Annotated in this window: 19 protein-coding genes and 2 pseudogenes; 3 read left to right on the top strand and 18 right to left on the bottom strand. The window is 72.4% G+C overall.

Annotated features, from left to right (window positions below):
- Positions 1-337 precede the first annotated feature (337 nt).
- The 3 genes from FHS22_RS36220 to FHS22_RS36230 all read right to left on the bottom strand — a co-directional run bounded on the left by FHS22_RS36220 (position 338) and on the right by FHS22_RS36230 (position 3,683).
- Positions 338-1,225 (bottom strand): hypothetical protein, encoded by an 888-nt coding sequence (locus tag FHS22_RS36220; protein ID WP_184948720.1) that lies wholly within the window; start codon positions 1,223-1,225, stop codon positions 338-340.
- Between the two features lie 229 nt (positions 1,226-1,454).
- Positions 1,455-2,903, bottom strand: a complete 1,449-nt coding sequence (locus FHS22_RS36225) for a glutamate-cysteine ligase family protein (protein ID WP_184948721.1) — start codon at positions 2,901-2,903, stop codon at positions 1,455-1,457.
- Between the two features lie 201 nt (positions 2,904-3,104).
- A complete protein-coding gene (locus FHS22_RS36230) occupies positions 3,105-3,683 on the bottom strand; it encodes a carboxymuconolactone decarboxylase family protein (RefSeq protein WP_184948722.1) in 579 nt (192 codons plus the stop codon).
- A gap of 31 nt (positions 3,684-3,714) precedes the next feature.
- On the opposite strand from FHS22_RS36230, the gene FHS22_RS36235 reads away from it, so the two are divergent.
- On the top strand, positions 3,715-4,569 hold the full coding sequence (locus FHS22_RS36235; RefSeq protein ID WP_184948723.1) for an SDR family oxidoreductase: 855 nt from the start codon (positions 3,715-3,717) through the stop codon (positions 4,567-4,569).
- A gap of 37 nt (positions 4,570-4,606) precedes the next feature.
- Here the strand turns inward: FHS22_RS36235 and FHS22_RS36240 are convergent, their stop codons facing one another.
- The gene (locus FHS22_RS36240) at positions 4,607-5,713 is read right to left on the bottom strand and encodes a class I SAM-dependent methyltransferase (protein WP_184948724.1); all 1,107 of its coding nucleotides are present in this window, start codon (positions 5,711-5,713) and stop codon (positions 4,607-4,609) included.
- A gap of 165 nt (positions 5,714-5,878) precedes the next feature.
- Here FHS22_RS36240 and FHS22_RS36245 point away from each other — a divergent pair, with 165 nt between their 5' ends.
- On the top strand, positions 5,879-7,858 hold the full coding sequence (locus tag FHS22_RS36245; RefSeq protein ID WP_184948725.1) for a S9 family peptidase: 1,980 nt from the start codon (positions 5,879-5,881) through the stop codon (positions 7,856-7,858).
- A gap of 95 nt (positions 7,859-7,953) precedes the next feature.
- Here FHS22_RS36245 and FHS22_RS36250 read toward each other — a convergent pair whose 3' ends face one another.
- From FHS22_RS36250 to FHS22_RS36260, 3 genes are all read right to left on the bottom strand, one after another.
- Positions 7,954-8,892, bottom strand: coding sequence for an MBL fold metallo-hydrolase (locus tag FHS22_RS36250; protein WP_184948726.1), 939 nt, complete (start codon positions 8,890-8,892; stop codon positions 7,954-7,956).
- 151 nt (positions 8,893-9,043) lie between these two features.
- Positions 9,044-9,547 (bottom strand): anthrone oxygenase family protein, encoded by a 504-nt coding sequence (locus FHS22_RS36255; RefSeq protein WP_338048117.1) that lies wholly within the window; start codon positions 9,545-9,547, stop codon positions 9,044-9,046.
- Positions 9,548-9,694: 147 nt separating this feature from the next.
- Positions 9,695-10,525 (bottom strand): endonuclease/exonuclease/phosphatase family protein, encoded by an 831-nt coding sequence (locus FHS22_RS36260; protein ID WP_184948727.1) that lies wholly within the window; start codon positions 10,523-10,525, stop codon positions 9,695-9,697.
- A 179-nt stretch (positions 10,526-10,704) separates the two neighbouring features.
- On the opposite strand from FHS22_RS36260, the gene FHS22_RS36265 reads away from it, so the two are divergent.
- Positions 10,705-11,616: an NADP-dependent oxidoreductase gene (locus FHS22_RS36265; RefSeq protein ID WP_184948728.1), complete on the top strand. Its 912-nt coding sequence runs from the start codon at positions 10,705-10,707 to the stop codon at positions 11,614-11,616.
- A 52-nt stretch (positions 11,617-11,668) separates the two neighbouring features.
- Here the strand turns inward: FHS22_RS36265 and FHS22_RS36270 are convergent.
- The 11 genes and pseudogenes from FHS22_RS36270 to ltrA form a co-directional block, all read right to left on the bottom strand.
- Positions 11,669-12,271: pseudogene (locus tag FHS22_RS36270) on the bottom strand (class I SAM-dependent methyltransferase); the annotation flags it as partial.
- A gap of 50 nt (positions 12,272-12,321) precedes the next feature.
- Positions 12,322-13,974 carry a diguanylate cyclase domain-containing protein gene (locus tag FHS22_RS36275; protein ID WP_184948729.1) on the bottom strand — a complete coding sequence of 551 codons (1,653 nt, stop codon included), beginning with the start codon at positions 13,972-13,974 and terminating at the stop codon, positions 12,322-12,324.
- Positions 13,975-14,150: 176 nt separating this feature from the next.
- Entirely contained in the window at positions 14,151-14,726 is a 576-nt protein-coding gene (locus tag FHS22_RS36280; protein WP_184948730.1) for a hypothetical protein, read from the bottom strand.
- A 111-nt stretch (positions 14,727-14,837) separates the two neighbouring features.
- Positions 14,838-15,485 (bottom strand): hypothetical protein, encoded by a 648-nt coding sequence (locus tag FHS22_RS36285; RefSeq protein ID WP_184948731.1) that lies wholly within the window; start codon positions 15,483-15,485, stop codon positions 14,838-14,840.
- 220 nt (positions 15,486-15,705) lie between these two features.
- Positions 15,706-16,017, bottom strand: a complete 312-nt coding sequence (locus FHS22_RS36290; protein ID WP_184948732.1) for a M48 family metalloprotease — start codon at positions 16,015-16,017, stop codon at positions 15,706-15,708.
- Between the two features lie 38 nt (positions 16,018-16,055).
- Positions 16,056-17,948 carry an alpha/beta fold hydrolase gene (locus tag FHS22_RS36295; RefSeq protein ID WP_184948733.1) on the bottom strand — a complete coding sequence of 631 codons (1,893 nt, stop codon included), beginning with the start codon at positions 17,946-17,948 and terminating at the stop codon, positions 16,056-16,058.
- Positions 17,939-18,394, bottom strand: coding sequence for a TetR-like C-terminal domain-containing protein (locus FHS22_RS36300; protein ID WP_184948734.1), 456 nt, complete (start codon positions 18,392-18,394; stop codon positions 17,939-17,941). Before FHS22_RS36300 ends, FHS22_RS36295 begins: the two co-directional genes overlap by 10 nt.
- A gap of 106 nt (positions 18,395-18,500) precedes the next feature.
- Positions 18,501-19,100, bottom strand: coding sequence for a hypothetical protein (locus FHS22_RS36305; protein ID WP_184948735.1), 600 nt, complete (start codon positions 19,098-19,100; stop codon positions 18,501-18,503).
- A 238-nt stretch (positions 19,101-19,338) separates the two neighbouring features.
- Positions 19,339-20,127: pseudogene (locus FHS22_RS36310) on the bottom strand (transposase family protein).
- Between the two features lie 572 nt (positions 20,128-20,699).
- Positions 20,700-21,932 carry an IS4 family transposase gene (locus FHS22_RS36315; RefSeq protein ID WP_221474564.1) on the bottom strand — a complete coding sequence of 411 codons (1,233 nt, stop codon included), beginning with the start codon at positions 21,930-21,932 and terminating at the stop codon, positions 20,700-20,702.
- 30 nt (positions 21,933-21,962) lie between these two features.
- The gene (gene ltrA / locus FHS22_RS36320; RefSeq protein ID WP_184948736.1) at positions 21,963-23,318 is read right to left on the bottom strand and encodes a group II intron reverse transcriptase/maturase; all 1,356 of its coding nucleotides are present in this window, start codon (positions 23,316-23,318) and stop codon (positions 21,963-21,965) included.
- Positions 23,319-24,138: the final 820 nt, after the last annotated feature.

Here is a 24,138-nt window from a genome sequence, read left to right on the forward strand (position 1 = left end):
CACCGGCAGGCTGGCGATGACCGCCCCGGCCATCAGCAGGTCGTAGCGGATGCTGTTGGCACCCTGGAAGTTGCCCAGGCCCGCCGGCAGGGTCATGCGTTCAGCTGCGTGCCGGAGGGCGGCCTGCCGCGCCGAGCCGGACGAGGAGCTGACACCTGGACGTGCGCGATCCGGGAGGGACCGCGGAGGGGTTCACGGCGGGGGCGCACTCCAGCAGGACCCGCTCACCGGCGAGCTGTGCTCGCTGCGTACGGAGCGTCCGACGCGGGTGGCGTCATGCCGCGGCCCGGCGGCGGGGAGGGCGCGGCCGGTGCGCCCCGCGCCGGGGAACGCCCGGTCAGGGGCGCATCGCCCGCCAGGACGGGTAGTGGTGGACCGCGACGCCGGCGAAGGCCGGATACGACCGCGCCGCCGCGTCGACCTGCGTCAGGGCGGCGGTCATGCGCGCGGCGCCCTCCTCGTGGAAGGTGCAGTAGACGCAGTCGGCCAGCGGGGCGGTCTCGACGGCCAGCCGTACCGGCCGGCCCGCCTTCGTCGCGCGGGCGAGCATGTCGGCGCCGACGTCCATCAGCGAGTTGGGGCCGGTGACGGTGTCCCGGTAGCTCATCACGGTGACCGCGTCCACCCGTGCCAGCACCGCGTCGGCCAGCGTGGTGCGCGGGCCGGCGGGAACCGTGTGGTACCAGAACGGCACGTCGGCCTCCAGCGGGCGCGGGTCGTCGGCCTGCAGCAGCTGCAGCATGCGCAGCATGCCCGCGACCAGCCCGGCCTGGTCGGTCTGCCAGCGCGGCAGGACGTACGGTTCCACGTCGACGTGGCTGCCGGCGAACAGCTTGGTTCCCAGGACGGCCCGCTGCCAGGATCGCGCGGCCGCGTGGTCGGTGGCCCATCCCGGGTCGCCGCCCAGCGCGGTCAGGCGGATCCTCGCCGCGTCCGCGCCGCGCTTCAGCTCCTTCAGCCGCGCCAGCCGGGCCGGGCTGGAGGGCAGCCGCGCGTCGGCGTGGACGAAGATCTCCTTCACGCCCCGGGTCCGCGCCCAGGTCAGCACGTCGGCCGGCCGTACCGCGCCGGGGTCCCACAACCACATCGCCCGGGTCCCCGCCGCTGCGGGCTTCAGCCGGACGGCGGCGGAGGCGGGGGCGGCGAGCGCCGTGCCGAGCAGCAGCACGACGGCCAGCACGACCCATGGCGCCCTCAGACGTCCCGCACCTGGAATGCCACCCACCCGCTCCACGTCCTTCCCGATTCCTGCCGCCGTTCGAGCGGCGGCAGGAGGCCCATCGGGTCGGAGGAGCGCGAGCTGAGCGTTTCTCCGTGTGGTTCGCACCTCACCGGCAACAATTCGCCAACCGCCGGGCAACCGGCCGGGCGGAAGGCCTCCACGGCCGTCCTCCCGCGCCCGGCGCGGGAGGACGGGCCCGGCGGGGAACCAGGGCTCAGCGGGAGGACGGGCCTCAGCGGGAGGGCGGGGTGCAGCGGGGCCAGGTGTGCACGGGCTCGCCGGTCAGCGCCAGCTCGCGGTAGCGGGTCACCATCCGGGCGGCGTCCCCGTCCAGCGCGGCGAGCGCCTCCCGCTGCCAGACCGACCCGGTACGGCGCCGCGTGACCCGCTCCCCGACGAGCTCCAGCAGCCGTCCGGACTCGTCCGGGTCCACCCCGACCCGGTCGAGCCCGGCCTTGGCCACCGGGAGCAGGTCGAGCGCCAGCCGCGCGGCGGGGACCTCCTCCCGGCGTCCGGGCCAGGACAGCGCGGCGTCCAGTCCGTCGATCGCGGCCCGGTAGAAGTTGCGGTAGGCGGAGGAGAACGGGAACTTCTCGACCGGCTCGACGGCCAGCGCGGAGGTGAGGCCGAGCAGGAAGGCGGTGTTGGCCACCATGTCGGCGGGGGTCGGCCCGGCGGGCAGGGCGCGCATCTCCACCCGCAGGTGGCCGCCGTCCGCCGGGTCGTAGACCGGCCGGGTCCACTGCCACACCGTGCCCTGGTGGAGCCGGAGCTCGTCGAGGGCGGGGGCCCCGTCCCCGCGGCTGCGGGCCGTCTCCCGGGAGGTCATCGGCAGCAGCGGCTCGTAGTCGCGCACGCACACCGCGAACAGCTCCTCCGGGCTGTCCACCCAGCCGGACCCGAAGGCGACCCGCCGGTCCCTGCGCCCGAGCCGTTCCAGGTCCCGGTCGTCGGCCGCCTCCTCGAACAGGGCGATCCTGGTCTCCTCCCACAGCCGCCTGCCCATGAACCCCGGGGAGTTGCCGCTGACCGCGAGGACCGGTCCCATGGCCAGCTGGGCGGCGTTGTAGACGCGGGCGAAGTCGGCGGGAGCCGTACGGAGGTGGACCTGCCAGGAGGTGTTGGCGCTCTCCAGGATCACGCCCTCGACCTCCAGTTCCAGCTCCTCCGCCCCGTGGATGCGGACCAGGTACGGTTCGACCCGCAACCGGCGCATGCCCCGGCTCATCGCCCGGTACCGGCTCTCGTCGCTCATCGTCTCGTGGGTGAAGTCGAGCTCGCCGAGCGTGGGCAGGATGCCGATCGCCACCGTCTGCCCGCCCTCGACCGCCGCCGCCGCGTCGACCAGGGCGATGACCTCGTGCAGCTCGCGCTCCAGCGCGGTGAACGGCCTGCCCGCCAGCGGCAGCGGGGTCAGGTTGGCCTCCAGGTTGAACCGGCCGAGCTCCAGGGTGAGCCGGTCGTCGGCGGCGACGTCGCGCACCTCGTGGTTGCGCGGGAGGGGGCGGCCGTCGGGCGTGGTGAGGAACAGTTCCAGCTCGGCCCCGATCGTGGCGGGGCCCGTCCCGAACCCCGGCCGGGCGAGCAGTTCGTGGAGTTCGGCGAGCTGCTCGGCCAGCCGCTCCCCGAAGCGGGCGAACTCCGCCTCCGAGTAGCGGTCCTTGTCGATGCGCTGCCCCATTTACACCGTCCGTTCGATCGGTTTCCGTCCCTGCCCTCTCTCCGGTATGCCCCCTTCTAATCCGGGAGAGAGGCAAATCACCAGGGGACCGCCCCGTCGTCCCCCAGGCGGGCGCCGGTCGGGCCGTACGGTGGGGCCCGCCGGGGCGTACGGCGGGCCCCACGCTCCGGGCGGTGCCGCACGGCCCCGCTCCGGGGCGCCTCAGGCGGTCTCGCCGTCGTCCTCCGTCTGGACGCGCAGGGTGCTCAGGACGGTGGCGAGCATGCCGTAATGGGCGACGAGCATGACGAACTCGATCCGGCCGGGCTCGTCGTAGCGGGCGCACAGGGCGCGCCAGGTCGCGTCGGTGAGGTCGCCGAGGGCGTGGAGCTCGTCGGCGGCGTCGAGGACGAGCCGGTCGGCGGGGTCCCAGGGGTGCCCGTCCGCCCGGGCGGTCCCGCCTCCGGAGCCGTGGCCGCCGTCGCCCTCCCCCGCCTCCCCGCCGTCGCGGATCGCCTCGATCTCCGCGTCGGTCAGCCCCGCCTCGCGCGCCAGCCGCACGTGCTGCGCCCACTCGTAGGCGCTGCCGCGGCGGTGCGCGGTACGCAGGACGGCCAGTTCGCGGTCGCGGGCGGGCAGGGTGCCGTACAGCAGGGCTGCGCCGAAGCCGATCCACGCCCGGAACAGGGCGGGGTGGCGGGCGAGCGTGGTGAAGACGCGGTAGGGGCCGGTGCCCTCGACCACCGAGGTGAGGAACGGGTCCCACTCCTCGGGCGGGAGCGGTTCGACGCGGGGATTCACGGATCAGACATTACTTACTACGATCACCGTTGTGAACGGTCGCTTGGTAGGCAGACGTGTGCTCGTCGTGGGGGCGGGCACCCGCCCGTCGGCCGATCCGGACGCTCCGGTCGGCAACGGGCGGGCGATCGCGGTCGAGGCCGCGCGGCAGGGCGCCACGGTGGTCTGCGCCGACGTGGACGAGAAGTCCGCCGCGGAGACCGCCGGCTGGATCGCCCGCGAGGGCGGGCGGGCTGAGGTGCTCGCCGTGGACCTCGCCGACGGCGCCGCCTGCGAGGCGCTGGCCGCCCGCGCGGGAGCGGCGGCGGGCGGCGCCGGAGCGGATGCGGCCGGCGGTCCGGCGCCCGGTGCCGGCACGGCGGGCGGCCCACTGGACGGCCCATTGGACGGCCCATTGGACGGCATCGTGCTGAACGCCGCGATCGGCGCCGGGCTGGCCCTGGCCGGGACCAGCGCGGACGACTGGGACCGGGTCTTCTCGGTCAACCTGCGCGGCCACTTCCTGATCTGCAAGGGCGCGCTCCCGCTGCTCGGCCCCGGCTCGTCGATCGTCTTCATCGGCTCGGTGGCCGGGCTCAGGCCCGGGAGCCTGATCCCGGCCTACGACGCCTCCAAGGCGGGCCTGACCGGCCTGGCCAGGCACGTCGCGCTGGAGGGCGCCGGCCTGGGGATCAGGGCCAACCTGGTCGCGCCCGGCCTGATCGACACCCCGCTCGGCCGGGACGCGGCCAGGCTCTGGGAGCACCGGGACCGGGTGATGGTCCCGATGGGCCGGCAGGGCACCGCCTGGGAGGTGGCGAACGTCGTGACGTTCCTGCTCTCGGCCGAGGCGAGCTACGTCACCGGCCAGGTCCTCGCCGTGGACGGCGGGCTCACCCTCCTCTGATCCCGGCCGGGCGGCGCCCGCCGCCCGGCCGTCCCGCCTACGGGAGGGCCGGTTCGGCGGACAGGTGGCGGACCTCCAGACCCGCTCCCCACCGCTCGATCGCCTCCTCGTCGGCGAACGCCAGCGCGCGCAGCATGTTGCCGCCGTCCGCGGCCCGCACGTTGCGGCGCAGCCGCCGCCGCATCGGCTCGGGCAGCTTGGTGGTGCCCGCCTCGACGGTGTCGCCGTAGAAGGGCGCGAAGGCCACTCCCGCGAAGCCCGTACGGCGCAGCAGCGCGGGCATGGTCTCGGCCGAGTAGAACATCAGGTGGTTCCTGGTGAACCCGTTCCACTTGCTGCCGTACGCCTTGAGCTGCAGGGAGGCGGCGTTGACCGTGAGGATCAGCAGCACTCCTCCCGGCCCGAGCAGGCTGCGGAACATCTTGAAGTCCTGGATCGGCCGGGGCAGGTGGGCCAGGACCGACCAGAGGGTGATCACGTCGAAGCCGCCTCCGGCGATCTCCGGCACGTCCTGCGGGACCCCGTGGTAGGCCCGGGCCCGGGTGAGCCGCCGGTTGGCCTCGGCCACCGAGTCGGGCGACAGGTCGATGCCGACCGCGTCGAACCCGCGTTCCTCGGCTATCTCCAGGAAGAGCCCGGCGCCGCAGCCGAAGTCCAGCAGCCGCCGGTCCCGGCCGCCGTCGTCGCCCTTGTCGAAGACGGGGCTGAAGGCGTCCATGGTCAGCCGGTAGCGGCGCTGGCGGCCCGCCGCGTAGGTGCCGGTGAGGAAGCCGCTGTAGTTCTTGGCGTACAGGTCCCCGAGGCGTTCCGGCCGGATGTTCGGGTTGCGGTAGAGGAAGCCGCAGGCCGGGCAGCGCACGACCTGGTAGGTCCACTTCCCCTTGCCGTCGGCGGGCCGGAACAGCGGCTGCTGGCGGGTGTCACCGCACATGTGGCAGGTGACGAACTCCTCGATCTCCCCCAGGCCCGTCCGCGCCTGGTAGTCCTGCAGCGTGATCACCGGCGCCCGGCGCAGCCGCATCCTCCATTGGACCTCCCGGGCGAGCCGCTCGCCCGGGCGGACGTAGACCCGCTGCCCCCAGGGGATGCCGTCGTAGCGGGAGCCGTACACGAAACGGGAGATCACTCGTCTGGCAGAGACCACGGAATGTCCATTCACCGGCTTTTATCCCAACGTGTCATGACTTCTTCGGTCACTCAACCGCTACCCGGCATTCGGTCTGGACAGCTTCAGGACGGGGCATACCGTTCTTCAGGTGATGATCAGGGCGGGGTATAACGCCCACACGCGGTGATAACGTCCCAGGCCATGCGCCCAGAAGATCTCGCCCTGCTGCACACCCCCGGAACCGTCGCCCTCCACGGCGACCTGCTCCTGACCGACGTGGCCCGGCCCGACCTGGAGGCGGACGCCTACCGGGGCGGCCTGTGGCGGATTGCGCAGGACGGCCCGCCCGCGCGTCTCACCCACGGCGACCACGACACCGCGCCCCGGATCTCCCCCGACGGCGCCTGGGTGGCCTTCCTGCGCGCAAGCGGGACCGGCAGGCCGCAACTGCACGTGATGCCGACCGGCGGCGGCGAGGCCCGCCCGATCACCGACCTGCCGCTCGGCGCCGGCGCGCCGGTCTGGGCCCCCGACTCGCGGCGGATCGCCTTCGTCGCCCGCGCCCCCGAGCCCGGCCGCTACGGCACCGAGGAGGGGGTGGGCGCCGCGGCCGAGGCGCCGCGGCGGATCACCGGCTTCCGCTACCGGGCCGACGGCACCGGCTTCGTCCTGGACCGGCCGCAGGTGCTGTACGTGGTCAACGCGCTGGCGGACATCCCCCAGCCGGTCCGGCTGACCGACGGCCGCTGCGGCGTCGAGGCCCCCTGCTGGTACGACGAGCACGTGCTGGTCTCCGCCCCGCGCGACCTCGACCCCGACAGCCTGCACACCGATCTGTACGCGGTCCCGGCGCTCGGCGGCGAACCGGTCCTCGCGGTCCGCAGCGCCGGCTCGGCCGCCCTGCCCGTCGCGCTCGGCGACGACGTCTTCTACCTCGGCACGGAGTTCTCCGGCGTGCACGCGGTGGCCCGCAACACCGGGCTGTACCGCGCCGTCCCGTGGATCGGCGGCGAGCCCGTGGAGGGGGCGCGGCTGACCGAGGAGGAGTCGGTCGACTGCGAGCAGCTGCTCCCCGTCCCCGTCGAGGACGGGGTCCTGGTCGCGGTGCGGGTGCGCGGCGCGGTCGAGCTGCGCCTGGTGCCGCACGACGCGGCCGGGGCCGCGCTGGAGAAGCTCCCGCTCGTGCTGGGCGAGCGGGCGGGCGTCAAGGCGTTCACGTCGCACGGCGGGCGGACCGTGGCGGTGGTCTCCACTCCCGAGCACCCCGGCCGGGTCGTCGCCGCGCCCTCCGGCTCCGGCGGCGCGACCGCCCCGGCCGCCCCCGCGCCCGGTCACGCCTCCCGTTCCGGTTCCGGTTCCGGTTCCGGTTCCGGCGAGACGGTGCTCGCCGACTTCTGCGGGCCGCTGCCCGGGACCCGCCCGCTCCGGGAGCTCACCGCCGTCTCCCCCGACGGGCACCCCGTGCACGGCTGGCTGGCCGTACCCGAGGGAGAGGGGCCGCATCCGGTCCTGCTCAACGTGCACGGCGGCCCGTTCCACCAGCACGGATGGGGTTTCCTGGACGAGACCCAGGTCTACGCCGCCGCCGGGTACGCCGTGGTCCTGCCCAACCCGCGAGGTTCGGCCGGGTACGGCCAGGCCCACGGGCAGGCCGTGGTCGGCGCGCTCGGCACCGTGGACGCCGACGACGTGCTCGCGCTGCTGGACGCCGCGCTGGCCGAGCCCGAGTGCGACCCGGAGCGGGTGGGCGTGATGGGCGGCTCCTACGGCGGATTCATGACCAGCTGGCTCGCCGCCCACCACGGGGCCAGGTTCAGGGCCGCCTGGAGCGAGCGCGCGGTCAACGCGTGGGACTCCTTCACCGGCTCCTCGGACATCGGCTGGTTCTTCGCCGAGGCCTACTGCGGCCCCGATCTGGCGCAGCAGCGCGCGATGAGCCCGCTCTACCACGCCGAGCGGATCACGCTGCCGTTCGCCGTGGTGCACTCGGAGGAGGACTGGCGCTGCCCGGTCGAGCAGGCCCAGCGGATGTTCGTCGCCCTGCGCCGGGCCGGCGTCCCGGCCGAGTTCCTGCTCTTCCCCGGCGAGGGCCACGAGCTCACCCGGAGCGGCCGGCCCCGCCACCGCCTCCAGCGCTTCGAGGCCGTCCTGGAGTGGTGGTCCCGCCACCTCGCCCCGTGAGCCCCCTGAGCCCCGTGCCGTGAGTCCCTGCGCCCCGCCCGGCCGTCCGCCAGGCGGGGCGCGCGCGGGCGGGCCGTCCGCCTGCGCCGGTCAGGTCACGCCAGACAGGTCAGCGGCCTGCCCCCGTTGAACTCGATCATCTCCAGGACCGCGGTCACCACGTCGATCGGCTCCCCGGGGGGCAGCCCGCCGAGCTCGGCGTAGGCCCGGTGCAGGTTGCCGACGATGCGCTCGGGGTCGAGCAGCTCGCCGTACTCGCCCAGGTCGGTCTCCCGCGCCGTCTCCAGCGGCGAGAGGCCGGCCTCGCGGCCGCGCTCGGCGGTCTCCAGCACGAACCGCAGGTACCCCCGCACGCGGTCGATGACGCCCGGCCCGCAGACCCCGCCGTGCCCCGGCACGATCGTCCGGGCGCCCAGCGCCTCGAGCTCGTCGAGCACCTGCAGCGAGCCCCGGACCGAGCCCATGAGGACGAACGGGGTGCCGCCGTTGAAGAGCAGGTCCCCGGAGAACAGCAGCCGCCGCTCCGGGATCCACACGATCGAGTCGTTGGTCGTGTGCGCGGCGACGCCCAGGTGCCGGACCTCGCAGCGCAGGTCGTCGGAGTAGACGGTGACGCCCTCGGTGTAGGTGAGGAACGGCGGGCGGGCCTCCAGGTCGCCCCAGTCCACCTCTGTCCAGGCCATGGTCCGGTAGTCCGGGATGCCCTCGGCGAGGATCAGCTCCCGGGTCTGCTCGTGCCCGACGACGGTCGCCTCGGGGAAGGCGAAGTTGCCGAAGGTGTGGTCACCGTGGTGGTGGGTGTTGACCAGCGTGGTGACCGGCCGGTCGGTGACCGACCTGATCGCCTCCCGGTAGGCCAGGGTGCGCCGCTCGGTGGAGCACGCGTCGATGCTGATCACTCCGCGCCGCCCGGCGAGGAAGCCGGTGTTGTTGATCCACCAGCTCCCGTCCGGCTGGATGTAGGCGTAGACGCCGTCCGAGACCTCCTCGACGCGTGCCGGAGGAAGGGTGTGGTCGTGCCGGGATGAACTCATGGACCGAATTGTCGGGCACAGCCCGGACCCCCGTCACGGAACCGGCGTGTCCCCGTTCCGGAGCGGCCCACCGGACAGCGGCCCACCGGACAGCGGCCCACCGGACACGGAGCGGCCGCCGGTAGAAGGCTCCGCCGGCGGCCCCGGGCGTTCATCCCCGCCCGCCCCAGACGAACACGGCGAGCCCGGCCAGCAGCAGGCTGATCCCGCAGAACACCGCCCGGCCGGTGTTCCACCGCGTCCACCGCACGGAGTAGCCCGACCAGAGCCGGGCGGCCTCGTCCGGGTCGGCCGGGACGCTCACGGCGGCGAGCGCGTTGTTCATCGGCACGTTGACGGCGGCGGTGGGCGCGAACGCGCCCAGGATGTACGCCGCCGCGGCCGCGAAGAACAGCACGGCCGCCTGCCCCTGCCCGAGGGCGAGCAGGAGTGCGCCCGCCGCCGGGGCCGCGATCAGCGCGCCGACGAACATCGGGAGGAACACGGGGTTCAGGATCTTCTGGTTGATGCTCTGCATCGCGGGGATCGCCTGCCGGGCGTCGATCACGTCCAGTCCCGGCATCACCGCCACCGAGAAGGCGGAGAACAGGCCCGTCATGGTCCCGGTCAGCAGGATGGTCAGTCCCGCCGCGAGGGCGGCCAGGGTGAACAGCACGATCAACTCCGTCAGGTTCCGATTCGCCGGTGCATCCGAGGCAAGTCAAGCCCACGCACACCGGAACGGACCATAGCCGAGAAGATCGCGCCCATGTCCCCGCGTCCACGGCCTGCCCGCCCGGAGCACCGCAGGAGGCGGTGACCATCATGGTTCCTCCCCTTCCACCGCGAGATCCGCGACGACCGCTGCGTGGTCGGAGGGCCACACCCCGCCGACGGGCCCGTCGCCCGCCCGCCGTACCGACCGGACACGGCCCAGGCCGCCGGGCCCAGGCGGGCCGACGTGAACGTAGTCGATCCTCCCGCCCGGTTCGAAGGTCCGCGCGACGTAGGGATTGGCGACGTCCCAGGTGGCCGACGGCACGGCCGGGCCGGCGTACTCCCAGGCGTCCAGGAGGACCTGGCCCGCGACGGCGGGCGCCGTCCGGTACCCGCCGAGCTTCCGCATCTCGTCGGAGTCCGGCAGCGCGTTGTAGTCCCCGGTGAGCACCGGCGGGAAGGGCGTCCCTCCGCGGTTGTCCGCGACGAAACCGGCGAGGGCCGTGACCTGCGCGCAGCGCACCGCCGACTCGTACGGGGCGGAGTTCAGATGCGTGGTGAAGAACCGCACCGGATGCGCGGGGGCGTCGACCAGCGCGTGCAGGGCCACCCGCCCGTCGTCCTGCCCTCCCGCCGCCGGGAGCCGCACCACGTCACGGCCTGCGACGGGCCACCGGCTGAGCACCGCGACACCGACCTCGGCGCTCGCGTCCCCGGCGCGCCGGTGCCATCGCCCGGGCATGTCGAAAGCGGCCCAGGTCCAGTGCATGCCGAGTTCCCCGCCCAGCCATGCCGCGAGGTTCTCCTCCTCGTCGGCCCACACCTCCTGCAGGCCGACGAGATCGGGCTCCAGGTCCCGCAGGACGGCCAGGATCGCCTCACGCCGCCGCTCCCACGGCCCGAACCGCCACCACACGTTCCAGGTCACCACCCGCATCCGCCGCCCCGTTCTCCCGATCCGCGTTCCGCTGCACCCGGCCAGTGTTCTCCCCCGCCACGGAGTCCTCCGCCACCGCCCCCTCGGATGTGGAGACAGCGGATGCGGAGGTTGACCTCGTCTCCGGTTGAGGTTGCATCGTTGGCCATGAGATCAACGTGCTGAGGAGGATGATCCCGATGAAGGCTGCCGCGTTCGCGTCGTTCGGCGGGCCCGAGGTGCTGCAGATCATGGAGGTCCCGACCCCGCAGGCGGGGCCCGGCCAGGTGCGGGTCCGAATCAGGGCCGCCGGCGTGCAGCCGTACGACGCCGCCGTGCGCGCCGGCTGGGTCCCTCCCGGCGTCACCGGCGACCTGCCCCGGATCCCCGGCAACGAGTTCGCCGGAGTGGTGGACCAGGTGGGCGGAGGAGTGACGGGTCTGGCGGAGGGTGCCGAGGTGCTGGGCTTCTCCCAGCTCGGCTGCTACGCCGAGTACGTCGTCGTCGGCGCCGGCCAGGTCACGGCCAAGCCGCCGGGCCTGCCGTGGGAGGTGGCCGGCGGCCTGACCGCGGGCGTGCAGACGGCCGAGCTGGCGCTGGACACGATCGGGGTGGGCGAGGGGGACACGCTGCTGGTCCACGCCGCCGCGGGCTCGGTGGGCACCGCGGCCGTGCAGTTCGCCCGGGCGCGGGGCGCCGCGGTCATCGGGACCGCCCGCCCGGACAACCACGCCTACCTGCGGGAGCTGGGCGCCGTCCCGGTCGCCTACGGCGAGGGCCTGGCCGGCCGGGTCCGCGCCCTCGCCCCCGGCGGGGTGGACGCCGCGATCGACGGGGCGGGAGGCGAGGCGCTGCAGGTCTCACTGGAGCTGGTCGAGGACCGGGCCCGCATCGTCACCCTGGTCGAGCACGGCCGGGCCGCGGAGCTGGGAGTCAGGACGGTCCAGGGCGAGCGCACCGCCGAACGGCTCGGCCGCTTCGCCGAGCTGTACGCCCGGGGCGCGTTCGCCTTCCACCTGCGCGGGACGTATCCGATGGAGCGGGCCGCCGACGCCCACCGGGAGATCGAGGCCCGGCACGGCAGAGGAAAGGTCGTCATCACGGTCCCCTGACACGAGCCGCCGGACCGGCCCCGCTGCTCGCCGGCGGCGGGGCGGACGGAACTCACCACGCGGTGGGACGGCCAGCCCCTGCGGTGCCCCGAACGGCCCAGGCCCTGGCGGTGAGCCGGATGGACCCGTCCGGGCCGTACGGCATGCGCGAACGGAGCAGGTCGCGCAGGGCGAGGCGCTGCTCCCCGGCCAGGGACGCGACGTATCCGGGAGCCGTCCCCTGACCTCCGAGGAACGGTTCCCAGTAGTCGTCGAAGTCCGCGAACGCGGTCGGCACCTCGACCGCCCGCACCTCCACCCCGCCCAGGCCCGCCTCCTCCCACAACCGGCCGAGGGGCTCAGGCCGGCACCACGAGAAGCGGCGGCCCTCGTCCAGACCGGCCGCGGCGGGGTCGAGGGCGGCGGCCGCGTCCCAGAAGTACCGCATCATGGCCATGCCCTCGGCGTAGTCCCAGACGTAGGCGGCGGCCACGCCGCCCGGTGCGACGACCCGGGCGAGCTCGGCCGCGGCGCGGCGCGGCTCCGGGACGAAGTTCAGCGCCAGGCCGCTCACCACGGCGTCGAACCGGCCGTCGGCCAGGGGCAGCGACCGCGCGTCACCGGTGTGGAAGGACGCCCGCGTGTCGGTGATCCGTGTGCGGGCGTGCGTCAGGAAGCCTGACGATACGGCCGCCGCCGTCCGCGGTCATGGAATCGGGGCGATGCTCACCGCTGGGCTTCTGCGCCCGTGAGGGTCTCGTCGAAGAGCACCGGGCGCCGGGGCCTGCGGCGTTTGGACTCGTACATGGCGGCGTCGGCCTGCGCGATGAGCGTGTCGCCGGTGGAACCGTCCGCGGAGCACGCCACCCCGACGGCCGCGCTGAGCCGCGCCGTACCGGCCGCCAGCGTGACGTCGCCCTCCAGAGCCCTGCCGACCCGCTCGGCGATGTTCATCACCTCGGCGGACTGTTCCATGCGCGGGCAGATCAGCAGGAACTCGTCTCCGCCGATCCGCCCGACGATGTCGTCGCCGCGGACCACGCCTCTGATGCGGCCGGCGGCCTGCACCAGGAGCTCGTCGCCCGCGGCGTGTCCGAGGGAGTCGTTGACGGACTTGAACTCGTTGAGATCGACGAAGATCACCCCGGTGAGGCGGTGGTCCTCCGCCGCCAGTTCCCGGTCGAGGATCCCCAGGCTGGAGGAGCGGTTGTAGCAGCCCGTGAGGTGGTCGAACGTCGCCTTGATCCGCAGTTCCTCGCGCGAGCGCGCGCTCTCGGTGACGTCCCTCACGCAGGCGATCGCCCCGGGCGCGCCCTCCTCGTCCGACAGGCTGATCAGGGTCACCGCGCAGCGGCGCACCTCCCTGGCGGACCGGGGAGGCTCGATGGTGATCTCCAGCTCGCGGTCGGGCCCGCCGTGCAGGACGTCCTGGAGCGCCGCGTCCAGCATCTCGCGGTCGTACCCGGCGACGTTCGCGAACTGCTCCTCTGCGGTCCTGGCGTCGCCGGTCCCGAACATCGAGGTGAGCAGGGAGTTCGCGTAGACGACGGAGCCGTCCTGCCCGAGCTGCAGCAGTCCGACGGGCAGCGAGCCGGCGAGCCGGCGGAACAGGTGCTCGCGCTGGCCCAGCGCCTCGTAGGCGGCCATCTCCTCGGAGATGTCGCTGACGTGAGCGACGATGACGGCCTCTTCGAGCCCGGCCTCCTCCTGGTAGATGTTCTCTATCTCGACCCAGAGCCAGCCGCCGTCCGCGCGCCGGTGGCGCACCCGGGACCGCGAGCCCTGCTTGGTGCTCAGCATGTCGAGCCAGCCGGCGATGGAACGGTGCACGTCCTCCTCGTGGAAGAACTCGGTCGACCGGGAGCCGATCATCTGCTCCCTGGTCCAGCCGAGCATCCTGGTCGTCCGGTCGTCGACGTCCGTGATGACCCCGTCGAACTTCTTGACCATGCGGGCGGAGCGGGGCCGCAGGGACGCCAGCGACTGCTCGGCCGGAGCGGCGGATTCGGACGCGTCATCGCCGAGCTCCACGAACACGCAGAAGAACACGCCGTAGCGGTGCCGCATGTCGACGGCGGTCAGCCTGCAGCGGCGGTCCTGGTCGTCACGCATCCGGGCGCTGACCGACGCCACTCCCGTCCTGCCGGCACGTTCCCAGGTCGCGAGGGCCGCCACCGCGTCCGCGGGGTGCAGCATCTCCAGGACGCTGGCCTTCTCCTCCGGCACGGGGACCAGCCGGTCGTCGCCGAGCCCCGGCACCGGGGGCATCGGTATCCGGGACCCGTCGGCCGCCAGCGCCGCGACCCGGGCGTGCGGGATGTCCAGGAGTGCGGCGAAGGTCTTGTCCCGGGTCTCAAGAGATCTGACGTGCTCGGTCACGAAGCCCTCATCGGCGGCGGGGGGGACTTCTTGAGGCTGCGGGAGGGAGAACTCGGCGCAGGTCGTCGCGGCCGGATGCAGCTCCGGCGGGGATCGGGAGAGCGGGCCCGGCGGAAGCGGGGAGCGGGGAACCGCCCGGCGAGAGCAGGAGGCCCGGCCCGCTGCCCGCTCTCAGGTCAGCTCCACCCGGCGTTCTTCAGCAGTCCCGCCAGCTTCCGGTCGCCCCACACGTCCACCACGACGATCCCCGACGCGGGCAGGAACCACTCCCGCTGGACGAAACTCTCCGTCTGCCTGCCGCTCTTCTGCTTCACGCACCGGCCGGCCCAGGCGGTGTACTTCGCCCTGTGCCCGCGGCCGACCTGGCGCAGCCCCGTCGAGACGGCCTTGCCGATCACCTGGACGCTTCCGTACTCGAAGGGGCAGCCCACCGGCGCCCCGGCGGCCGGGACGAACGGCCGCCTGCCGGTGTAGCGGCGCCCTTCGGCGCCGTAGGCGATCACCTTCGGGCCGTACAGCCAGAACCCCCGGCAGTCCGGGGCGAAGGGCTCGGGGATCTTGCAGCCACCGGTCACCACCAGGACCCGGTCCGTGTAGTCGTGCACCTTCCAGGCCGCGGGAATCTTCAGGTTCATCCCCCGGAAGGAGAAGTCCTTGCTCCCCTGAGCCGCCGCGTCCGCCGCGGCGGCGGTGGGAGCGGCGAGGACGGCGGCCGCGCCCAGCACGGCGAGGACAGAAGATCGTTTTCTCATGCCGGGCAAGCTACCGATCAGCACTTGCCGTCGGCTTGTAACCCGGTGCACCCGCTTCCCCTCCCGGCCTGAACGCGCCGGGCCGGCGGGCCGGCGGCACCGGGCGACCGGTCATCCGGGCCGGTCTCCCGCTGGTAGTCGCTCACCTGCGGCGACGCGTTCGGCCAGTGCCACCACGCCCACGACCTCCGCCTGTCCGCCGGCCCCGCGTGTCAGCACATGCCGCCGAAGCGGATGACCGCGCCGGTAACCGCGGGCCCGCAGCTCGTGGTGGAGCACGGGCACCAGCGCGCAGACCTCCGGACCCGGGTAAAGGCACGACCGGTCCTGGTGGTCCCAGATCTCGCCCACCCTTCCGGCCACGACGAGGTCGAGCACGTCGTGGGGTGTGGCCTCCGGCACGCCGGCGCACACCGCCGCGGCGCGGAGCTCGGTGAGCTGCTGTTCCAGCACGCCGTCCCATACCTCCTCGGGTACGTCACCGAACGGGACGGCGCGCGCCGCGGAGGCGCCGGGCAACCGCCCGCGCAGGTAGGAGCGGGCGAGGGCCGATTCCACGTCGGCGGGCAGCCCCGCCAGGAGCGCCGGTCCCGAATCCTGGGGCACGTCGCCGCACTCGCCGCCCAGGGCGGCGATCCGCCCGGCCATGTCGCCGGGACGCGCGTTCCGGCCGATGTGCTGCGCGAAGCGCCGCAGAAGGCCGTCCTGCCGTACCTTCCAGCGCCATCCCCGGTACAGGTCCGGCGGGTATCCCTTCACGGCCGCCAGGGGCCGGGCGTAGCAGGAGGCGAACCAGGCGAAGGAGCGCGATCAGACTCCCCCGGTGCAGGGCGGAGACGGTCGCCTGCAGCCCCGCGACCCGCACACCGGCGGCATCGGCCGCGTGGATCATCGATTCCACCGGGTGCCGCACCTCGGCCGGAGGAGTGCGGCATTCCTCCACGTCCTGCCGCCACAGCGCGTAGAGCGCCCGCATCGGTCACGAGCGGAGCTGCCGGAGCAGGGCGAGCTCGTGGGCGACGGCGGCGGTGAGCTCATCGCGGCTCATCTCCGTCAGGTACGGCAGGCCCAGGTGCAGCTCGTCCCGCCACGGCAGCGCCCGGACGGCGACCGAGTCGGGGTGCGCCCAGGCGTAGACGCGCCCCGGCCGGCGCACCCCGAGGGCGTCGGCGACCTCGATGACCAGCGCGTGGAGATCGGCGTGTTCGTCCGGTGGCAGGTGGTCACCCGGGCCGTGAGGAAATCCGGGTCGCGTTCCACCCGCAGGACATGGCAGGACATGACGGGACATTGTGGAGGGCTCTGCCCGCCGGGCGGACCCTGGGCGGCTCACAGGAAGTACAGGTGCCACCACGCCAGGAACCCAGCGGAGACCGCCGCAGCCAGGAGGCGGGCCGCCGTCGGATCGCGGAGGAACCCGCCCGCGGGCGGCCGCCGGAAGGCGCGAGCGGCCCGCGCCCGCCAGGCGGCCGCCAGCGTGACGGCGAGACCGGTCCAGGCCAGCAGGCCGTACCACGGCACGGCGGCGGGAATCCCCACTCCCAGCACGACCTCGTTCTCCGCGGCCACGCCGTACAGCGCGTCGGCCGTCAGCCCGGTCAGAATCAGCCCGCACGCCCCCGCCACCACCGCGGGCAGGCGCCGGCGCGGACGCGCCAGTCCCACACCGAGCTGCGCCAGCGCGGTCACGGCGAACAGGGCGAAGGGCAGAAGCGTCCACGGATCCCGCTGCGCCCGGTACACGGCGGTGGTGAGGTGGAGCCGCTCCGGCCCGATCACCTGGTAGGCGGCCTGAGCGGGGTCGCAGGGCGGGGCCGCCGCGGGATCTGAGACGAAGGCGGTGATGGTCCGCCGGCCGCACCGGTTCGACAGGAACACCGCGTGCCCGACCCCGGCGAACTCTGAGAACCGGGCGTTCGGCAGGGCCCGGGCGGCGGGTTCCGCGGTGCGGGTGGGAGTCGTCGGGTCGTACTGGCCGCCCACCACCAGGACGGGCGCCGTGGTGGCGATCCCCGTGACGGGTGCGCGGGGCAGCTTCCAGGTATCGCACACCGCCTGGTCGTGCACCACGGTGAACAGCTGCGGTCGCGCGGGCGCAAAGGCGTTGTAGGGGGCCTCGTCCTGGCATTGGACGGCGTGGTAGAGGCCGAACTCATGGCTGGTCAGCCCGGGGCCGGCCGCGTCGGCCAGCGGCTGGAGCAGATCGTCGCGGCCGGCCGCCAGCCCGTCGATCAGCACGGGCACGATCGGGACCACTTCGGCCTCGCGCAGGGCCTCGCCGATGACGGTCGCCACGTCGTCACCGGTGAGCCGGACGGTGATCGGCCGGCCGGTCAGGGGGTCGCCGGTCGTGACGGCTGCCGGGTTGCGGTTCAGCCGGGCGACCATCCGCTCGAACCGCGCGGGCAGATCCGGCCAGCCCTGGCCGGCCAGTCTCCCGATCACCTCGGTCAGGTCGCGGCCGGCGTCGTCGTACCAGTCCTTGCCGGCCGGCAGGAAGGAGTCCAGCACCACGGAGCGGGTGCCCTGCGGGTCCGCGGCGGCGGCCGCGAGCATGGAACGGGTCGAATAGCTGACCCCGAACAGGTTCCACCGCGCGTATCCCAGGGCCCGCCGCAGATCCACCACGTCGGCGGCGATCTCCTCGGTCCGGTATCCCCGCAGGTCCACTCCGAGCCGGTCGCGGCACGCCGCCGCCCCCTCGGCGATCACGCCCCTCTCCTGCCCCGCCTGGCCGGGGGTGACGAGCGTGTCCAGCATGGCGCGGACCGTCTCCGGGCAGCCGAGGCGGGGCTGCGACCACGCGCTGCCGCGCTGTTCCAGCACGACCACGTCGCGGTCGCGGAACATGCCGGCGAGGTATCCGGTGAGCGGGATCGAGGCCGACGCCGGACCGCCGCTGGTGTAGACGATCGGGTCCGGTCTCCGGTCGGCGGCGGTCGAGCGGTGGACGGCGAAGCCCACCTTGACGGTGGGCCCCTGCGGCACGTCACGCCGCTGCGGGACCACCAGGTATCCGCACCGCGTGCCCGGTGGGACCGGCACGGGGCACGGGTGGTCCTCCAACACCGGTGCGCCGCGCGCGGCGGACGGAGCAGCGGACGAGACGGCGGCGGGGCGGGCCGTCGGCCCGTCGGGCGCCGGGACGACGGCCGGCGCACCGGCGGCCAGAACGGCGAGGGCCAGGGGGACGGAGCCGAAGACGGCGCCCTTCACGGACACGAGGAGGTTTCCTTCCGGTTCAGCACACCCTCGAGCGCGCCGGCCACGAGGCGTTCGGCATAGGACCGGTCCACCGGGGCTCCGGTGACCAGGACGCGGTAGTAGAGGGCCCCGGCGAGCTGGTCGAGAAGCACGACGGCATCGAGATCGGCCCGCAGTTCCCCGCGCAGGCGCGCCCGCTCGATGAGTTCGAGGGCCAGGGCGTTGCGCCGGGCGTAGACCTGGCGGCCCATCTCCCCGATGTCGTCGTGGCGCGCACCGGCGGCGACGAGTTCGGCCACGACTCCCGCCGACCGGTCGTCCCGTCCGGCGGGCCTGCCGGCCGAGCGCATGCGGTTGAGCGCGTCGGCGATCTTTTCCATGTAGCCGGTCAGATCCCGCCGGATGTCACCGGTGTCGTCGATGTCGTCGTCGTCCTGCAACCGGGCCACCACCGCGACGGCCAAGTGGTCCTTGGTCGGCCATGTAAACCACGATCCGGCAGGGAGTCGACGCCTCGTCGCCGCCCATCGAGCCGATGACAGGCAACTCCTCGATTCGGGGCTGAAGCCATCACAACCAGGAGCGGACCGGCAACCCCGCACGGAGCCGGCTGAGGAACTTCTCGACGACGATTGATCCGTGCTCGCGGTCGACTACCTCCGGAACGAACCACTCGACGATGTTGTCCCTGTTGAACTCCGCATCGGAGAAAGCACTGCAGTTGTCCACGTGCCGAGCATCTGGGGCGGTAATCCGCAGATCGTGATCAGAATTGATCACCCACGGTGTCTGGACCCTTCCCGCTTCCAGGATGCCGTGGTTGTAGTAGCCATAGACCAGATGCGTGAAGACGCCGTCTTGGATGTAGATCTCGGCGTCACCGCCCTCCAGGGTCTCGGCCCGGGTGGTGCCTTCGACATAGAGCCCCGGGGTGCTGTCATACAGGGCGATCGGGCCGCTCACTGTGAGGTCTCCGGTGATCACGACGATGTCGACCTCCCGTCCACCGAGTTCGCCAAGGGCCTGCAGGAAGTCCTCGCCGAGCACGACGTCGCCATCGAAGAACAAGACCGTGTCGTAGTCGCCCTGAAAGCAGACGGACAGGGATCCGTCCAATCGCGCGTCAGCATCGGCGAAGGTGAGATGCTCGGAAGGTGCAGAAGCGTTCATGCCCAGGACCGTAGCCGTTCCAGCAATCCACCGCCTAAACGACCAGGATCCAAGCGCGATGATCGCGAACCTCGCAGAAAAGACGTAAGAACCCGAAGCATGGCGGGCGTACCACCTCATCCAGCAAAGGAGCTTATTCATACCGAACAGAACAGAAATTCTGTCCGATTACCGTCATGATCTTCATAAATATCATGAATCCGGCGGTTCCTACTCTCGCCGCGATACGGAGCGTTTTTCATCCTGAGTAGCGGTCCTCTTCGATGAGCTGCAGGACGACGAGGGCCTGGACGATCGCGGTGGCACGGCACGGGCAGCGCAGCCGGATCAGCACCTTCCTTCCATGCCTTCAGGGTCGCGGCGGCGCGTTCGCCGATCGCCCGGATGCGGGCGTGGGCGCGGTTGACGGACTTCTGGTTGCGTGACAGGCGCGGCCGGTGCCGGTGGCGCTTGAACGGGGTCCGGATCACACCGCCCGCGCCCTGGTATCCCCGGTCGGCGAAGACCCGGATACCGGCGCCGGTGAGGGCGTCGATCAGGCCGGTCCGCCGGGCGGCGGTCAGATCGTGCACCGCGCCGGGCAGCGCGGGCGAGGCCCGCGCCAGCCGGCCGGCCGGGTCGGCGAGGAACTGGACGTTGACCCCGTGCCGGTGGTGTTTCCCGGAGGAGTACGGCGCATCGTCGGCCGGCCGGTCGGTCGATCGGCAGGAGCGTGCCGTCGCCGATGGCGTAGGCCAGACGGGAGGCTTTCCGCGCGGCGGTGTGCACATCATCGGCCAGGGCGGCGACCAGGTCGACCGCTTCGCGCACGTAGCGCCAGGCGGTGGTGGTGCCGATGGCGAACCCGCCGGTCAGGCGGGCGTAGGTGTCGCCGCCCGCGCAGGTGGGCCAGGACCAGGAGGGCTTGTTGCCCGGGGCCGAGGCGGCGCCAGCGGGAGCGGCGTTCGGCGCGGTGGGCGCGGATCGGGTCGGCCAGGCGGACAAGGGCGCGGTCAGACAGCGCAATCGCGGCGCGGTATGACAGCAACGAGGCTCCCGGTTGGGGCATCGGATCTTGGTCGACTGCTGTCTTACCGGGAGCCTCATCTCACCTCGACCCAGCCCCCTTTCGCCTGCGCTGACCAGCGCCGTCAGGTTGTAGGGTCGGGAGCTGGCGCGGTGGCGTCTCCTGGCGGTAGGGCTCGGGGCCTGTCTTCCGCCGGTTTCCCGGTCGGCTGTGCTCTCCCCGATGACCATGACCAGGTTCGTGACTCCGTTTCCAGCTCCCGCCGCATCGAACCGGGCACGCGGTTCTCCCACACCCGGCTCACCGACGCCGTTCACCGGCGGCATTCGGCCTCACCCGCCAGGGCTTGCCCGCCCTGGGCCAATGCCGTTTAGATAGATCATCGTGCTGGTCATGGACCTGTCAGTGTGAGGAGCTGGACGGTGGGAGGTCCCGTGTGGTGGATGCCCTTGTCGCTGGGGCGTCGTTCGCGGTAGCTGCTGCGCCGGGTGCGTTTGACGGAGCGGGGGTAGGTCCGGTGACGGCGTTGGGGATTGCGGTTGCGGGGCCTGCCGACCTGGTGGATGACTCTGGCCCAGAGATCATTGCGGGGTTCAGGGGGAAAAGGCCGCTCGGTCGGTGACCGAGCGGCGCACGATCCGGAGCGTGGCCAGGAACTTGATTCGGTCCGGGTCGACCCCGGCCGCGGTGGCTGCGGTGCAGATCAAAGTGGCCAGGGCCCAGTGGGTGAGGAGGTAGGCCCAGATCTCTTGCCGGACCAGGTCCGGGGTCCGCGACCGCAGGACCCTGCCGGGACCGCGCAGATAGGTCTTCAGCTGGGCGAATCCGGTTTCAGCCTCCCACCGCTCCTGGTAGCAGGCCGCGAGCTGGTGCGCGCTCGCCTCCGCGGGATCGAGGATGGTCGTAATGAGGCGAATATGCTCACCCTTGCGGTCGGGCACCGTGTAGTCGACCACCCGAACGATCACCGCCAGGTCCGGATCCAGTTCACGGCCACGGCGGGCATCCTCTCGCAGCCGGTCCTTCTGCGATCGGCGCAGCTTGGTGGGCTTGGTGATGACGGCGAGCCAGGACCCATCCTCCAGATCTTTCAGCCGGTACGGATGCAGCCCGGCCTGGACACGCCACAGGAGCTGCGCGCCGGTCGAGGACGCGTACTGCCAGGCGGGGAAGCTGTAGAAGCCGCGATCGGCGGTCAGCAGCATCTCGGGCGTCAGCCGCCCGTACAACGAGTAGGCGAGGGTCTGCTCGCTATCCCAGCAGCCCGAGGTGTCCGCCGCGACGATCGCGTGCGAGGCGCACTCGCTGATCGCCACCACCCGGGCCTGCGGGTATACCGTCTCATACCCGCCCGCGCTGTCGTTGGGGAACTCCGCCAGGTTCGCCGCGGTGTCCGGCAGATCGAGGATGAACCCGTCGATCGCCATCAGCCGCCACCGCCCCAGCCACGCCCCGCGGGTCGCCTCCGTCGCGGCCGGGCGGGCGAGGCGCTCGAACACCTCCCGAACGACCCCGGCCCCCAACCGCTGCCGGGCCTGGGTGACCGCTCCCCGCGTCGGCGACTCCCACCGTGCTCCCGGCACCGCTGCGAGCAGACCGGTCAGCTTCTCCGCGACCTCCTCATAGTCATCGTCGGCGAACAGGCACAACGCCATCAGCAGGTAGATGACCACATGCGTCGGGAGTTTCCGCACCCGCTCCTCACGGCATCCGTGCAGCTCGATCGCCTCGTCCAAGACCTGCCTCGGCACCAGCGACGTCAACGCCCCCAGCCCCACCAGATCCGTCAGCCGACCCAACCCGCCGACCTTGATCCACTCCGCCACCCGGCGGACACTACCAGCACAAATGCCTATCTAAACGGCATTGGCCGCCCTGGGTGCGACGGTGATTCCATACAAGCTGATCAGCCCGAGGTCGATCGGCCGGGAATTGAGCAGTACCTGCCAACCGAACGCCACGCTACGGCGGTGCCGTCGGCGCATGAACTGCGCCAGCCGCCACTGCGCATATCGTCTGATCTTGCTGAGGCGCTGAGCCGAATGTCCGTAACGGAAATATCCGGCCCAGCCACGCAGGAAGGCGTTCAGCCTGTCCACGATCGCCTCTGGCCACAGCAGCATCCACCGCCGGGAGGTGATCTCCCGGATCCGGTCGCCGGCGTGCTGCATGGCCTTGTCCGCGGGCCAACGAGCCAGGAACGTCACCTTCGGCCTGCCCCGATCACCCCGGCAGCGCACCAGCCGATGATGAAAGCCCAGGAAATCAAAGCCATCACCACCAACCTGAAGGTGGATGATGCGGGTCTTGGCCGCCTTCGGCTCCAGCCCAAGGTCGGCCAGCACCTCGACCAGCCGGGCCAGCGCCCGTTCAGCCTGACTGCGAGACCAGCACATCACGACCACGTCGTCGGCGAACCACACCATCGCCCCATCCCCGCCGTCCCACGCCCGATCTAATCGGTGCAGGTAGACGTTGCAGAGCAACGGTGAGACCGGACCACCCTGCGGGGTTCCGGTGACCGGCCGCCGCACCTGCCCATCCTCCATCGCCCCCGCGCGCAGGATCGCGCGCAGCAGCGTAAGCACGGACTGGTCGCAGACGCGTTCCTCGATCGCGTGCATCAACTTGTCATGCGGGATCACCGAAAAGCAATCGGCGATGTCCGTCTCGACCACCCACCGGCGACCCCGCGCGCACTCATCCACGAGCACCTGCAGGGCATCGTGCGCCGACCGTTTCGGACGGAAGCCGAACGAGCAGTCGGCCATGTCGGCCTCGAAGACCGGCTCGAGCACGATCTTCACAGCCGCCTGCACGATCCGATCGCGAACCGCGGGTATCGACAGCGGGCGGTACTGATCCTTCAGCCCCGGCTTGGGGATCAGCACTCGCCGTGCCGGCAGCGGCCGATACCGCCGCTCCCGCAGTTCGGCGGCCACCTCGTCCAGGAGCCGGTCGACTCCGTACTCCTCGACCTGGGCCAGGGTGGTCTTGTCGATGCCCGGTGCGCCGTTGTTGGTGCGCACCACCACCCACGCGCGCTGCTGCACGTCTCTGCGGCAGACCTTGTCGAACAGCGCGTGGAACCTCCGTCCGGGATCGGCCTTGGCCGCCCGGTAAAGCGCATGCTGCAGGGCACGGACCGGATCACGCGGAACCCGTGGTTCCGGCGATCCCGAAGCGGCGGGACTAACCTGACCGGCACTCACCGGGCCCCTCCCTGGTCAGTCGCTACGCATCGACGAAGCAGCGGCCCTTCCCATCGCCGCCGGTTGTGTTGTCCGGTCGGCTCGATCGGTACTACGACCGCCTCCGACGCCCACCCGGCTCACCGCCCACTTCCCGGCTTCGACCGGTTACAGGGCGCGACGCTCCGGCAACGAAGCCGAGCTTCCGCAGGTTGCCGGGCCGGGGAGGGCCTCCCCAGTTCCCGTCGTCACTATCGATGCGTTCCGCGCCCCATACACGCCGGGGAGTCCTTGACGGCTGCGCTTCCAGGGTCTTCACCGCGTCCATGGCCTTCGCCCCGGTTTCGAGAGGCTCGGCACTCCCTTGTCCCACCACAATGGCGGGCTGAGTAACGACGCCGCAGGCTTCGCTTCATGCTACGGACCGCACCGTCGCTCCCCCATTTACAGGGCCTTCGACGCTGGGCTTCGACCCCGCCCGTTTCCGGACGAAGCCGCCAGCCTGCTACCGGGCCTCCTGGCAGCTACCCGGGCCGGACTTTCACCGGCAAGCGACGACGAGCTTACGAACAGCAAGATCAGCCGCTACGTCACGGCTTCACCTCCTGCTCTGCTGGGCGCACGAAAAGGGCTCATTGACTTTCGGGTGCCATCGGCCATGAGGGGGCCGCTGCTCAGGATGAGGGAGTTCCGCCCTCGACCAGGGTCTTGCCGCAGAAGGCGGAGGTCATCACCCCAGGCCTCCAGCCTGGATGACTCAGGGGATGGCCGTCCCTCCTGAAGGCTTTCGGCTGATGGAGGTTTCCGCCTGATCGTCCCGTTCGCCGTGGCGGGTGGTACG

Source organism: Thiemannella venezuelensis (assembly GCF_014203605.1).
GTDB lineage: Bacteria > Actinomycetota > Actinomycetes > Streptosporangiales > Streptosporangiaceae > Planomonospora_A > Planomonospora_A venezuelensis.

Excerpts from the sequence above, each read along its gene's own strand:
- FHS22_RS36225 (WP_184948721.1), bottom strand. The coding sequence starts at position 2,903 with ATGGGGCAGCGCATCGACAAGGACCGCTACTCGGAGGCGGAGTTCGCC.
- FHS22_RS36245 (WP_184948725.1), top strand. The coding sequence starts at position 5,879 with ATGCGCCCAGAAGATCTCGCCCTGCTGCACACCCCCGGAACCGTCGCC.
- FHS22_RS36250 (WP_184948726.1), bottom strand. The coding sequence starts at position 8,892 with ATGAGTTCATCCCGGCACGACCACACCCTTCCTCCGGCACGCGTCGAG.
- FHS22_RS36260 (WP_184948727.1), bottom strand. The coding sequence starts at position 10,525 with ATGCGGGTGGTGACCTGGAACGTGTGGTGGCGGTTCGGGCCGTGGGAG.
- FHS22_RS36265 (WP_184948728.1), top strand. The coding sequence starts at position 10,705 with ATGAAGGCTGCCGCGTTCGCGTCGTTCGGCGGGCCCGAGGTGCTGCAG.
- FHS22_RS36280 (WP_184948730.1), bottom strand. The coding sequence starts at position 14,726 with ATGAGAAAACGATCTTCTGTCCTCGCCGTGCTGGGCGCGGCCGCCGTC.
- FHS22_RS36290 (WP_184948732.1), bottom strand. The coding sequence starts at position 16,017 with ATGTCCCGTCATGTCCTGCCATGTCCTGCGGGTGGAACGCGACCCGGA.
- FHS22_RS36305 (WP_184948735.1), bottom strand. The coding sequence starts at position 19,100 with ATGAACGCTTCTGCACCTTCCGAGCATCTCACCTTCGCCGATGCTGAC.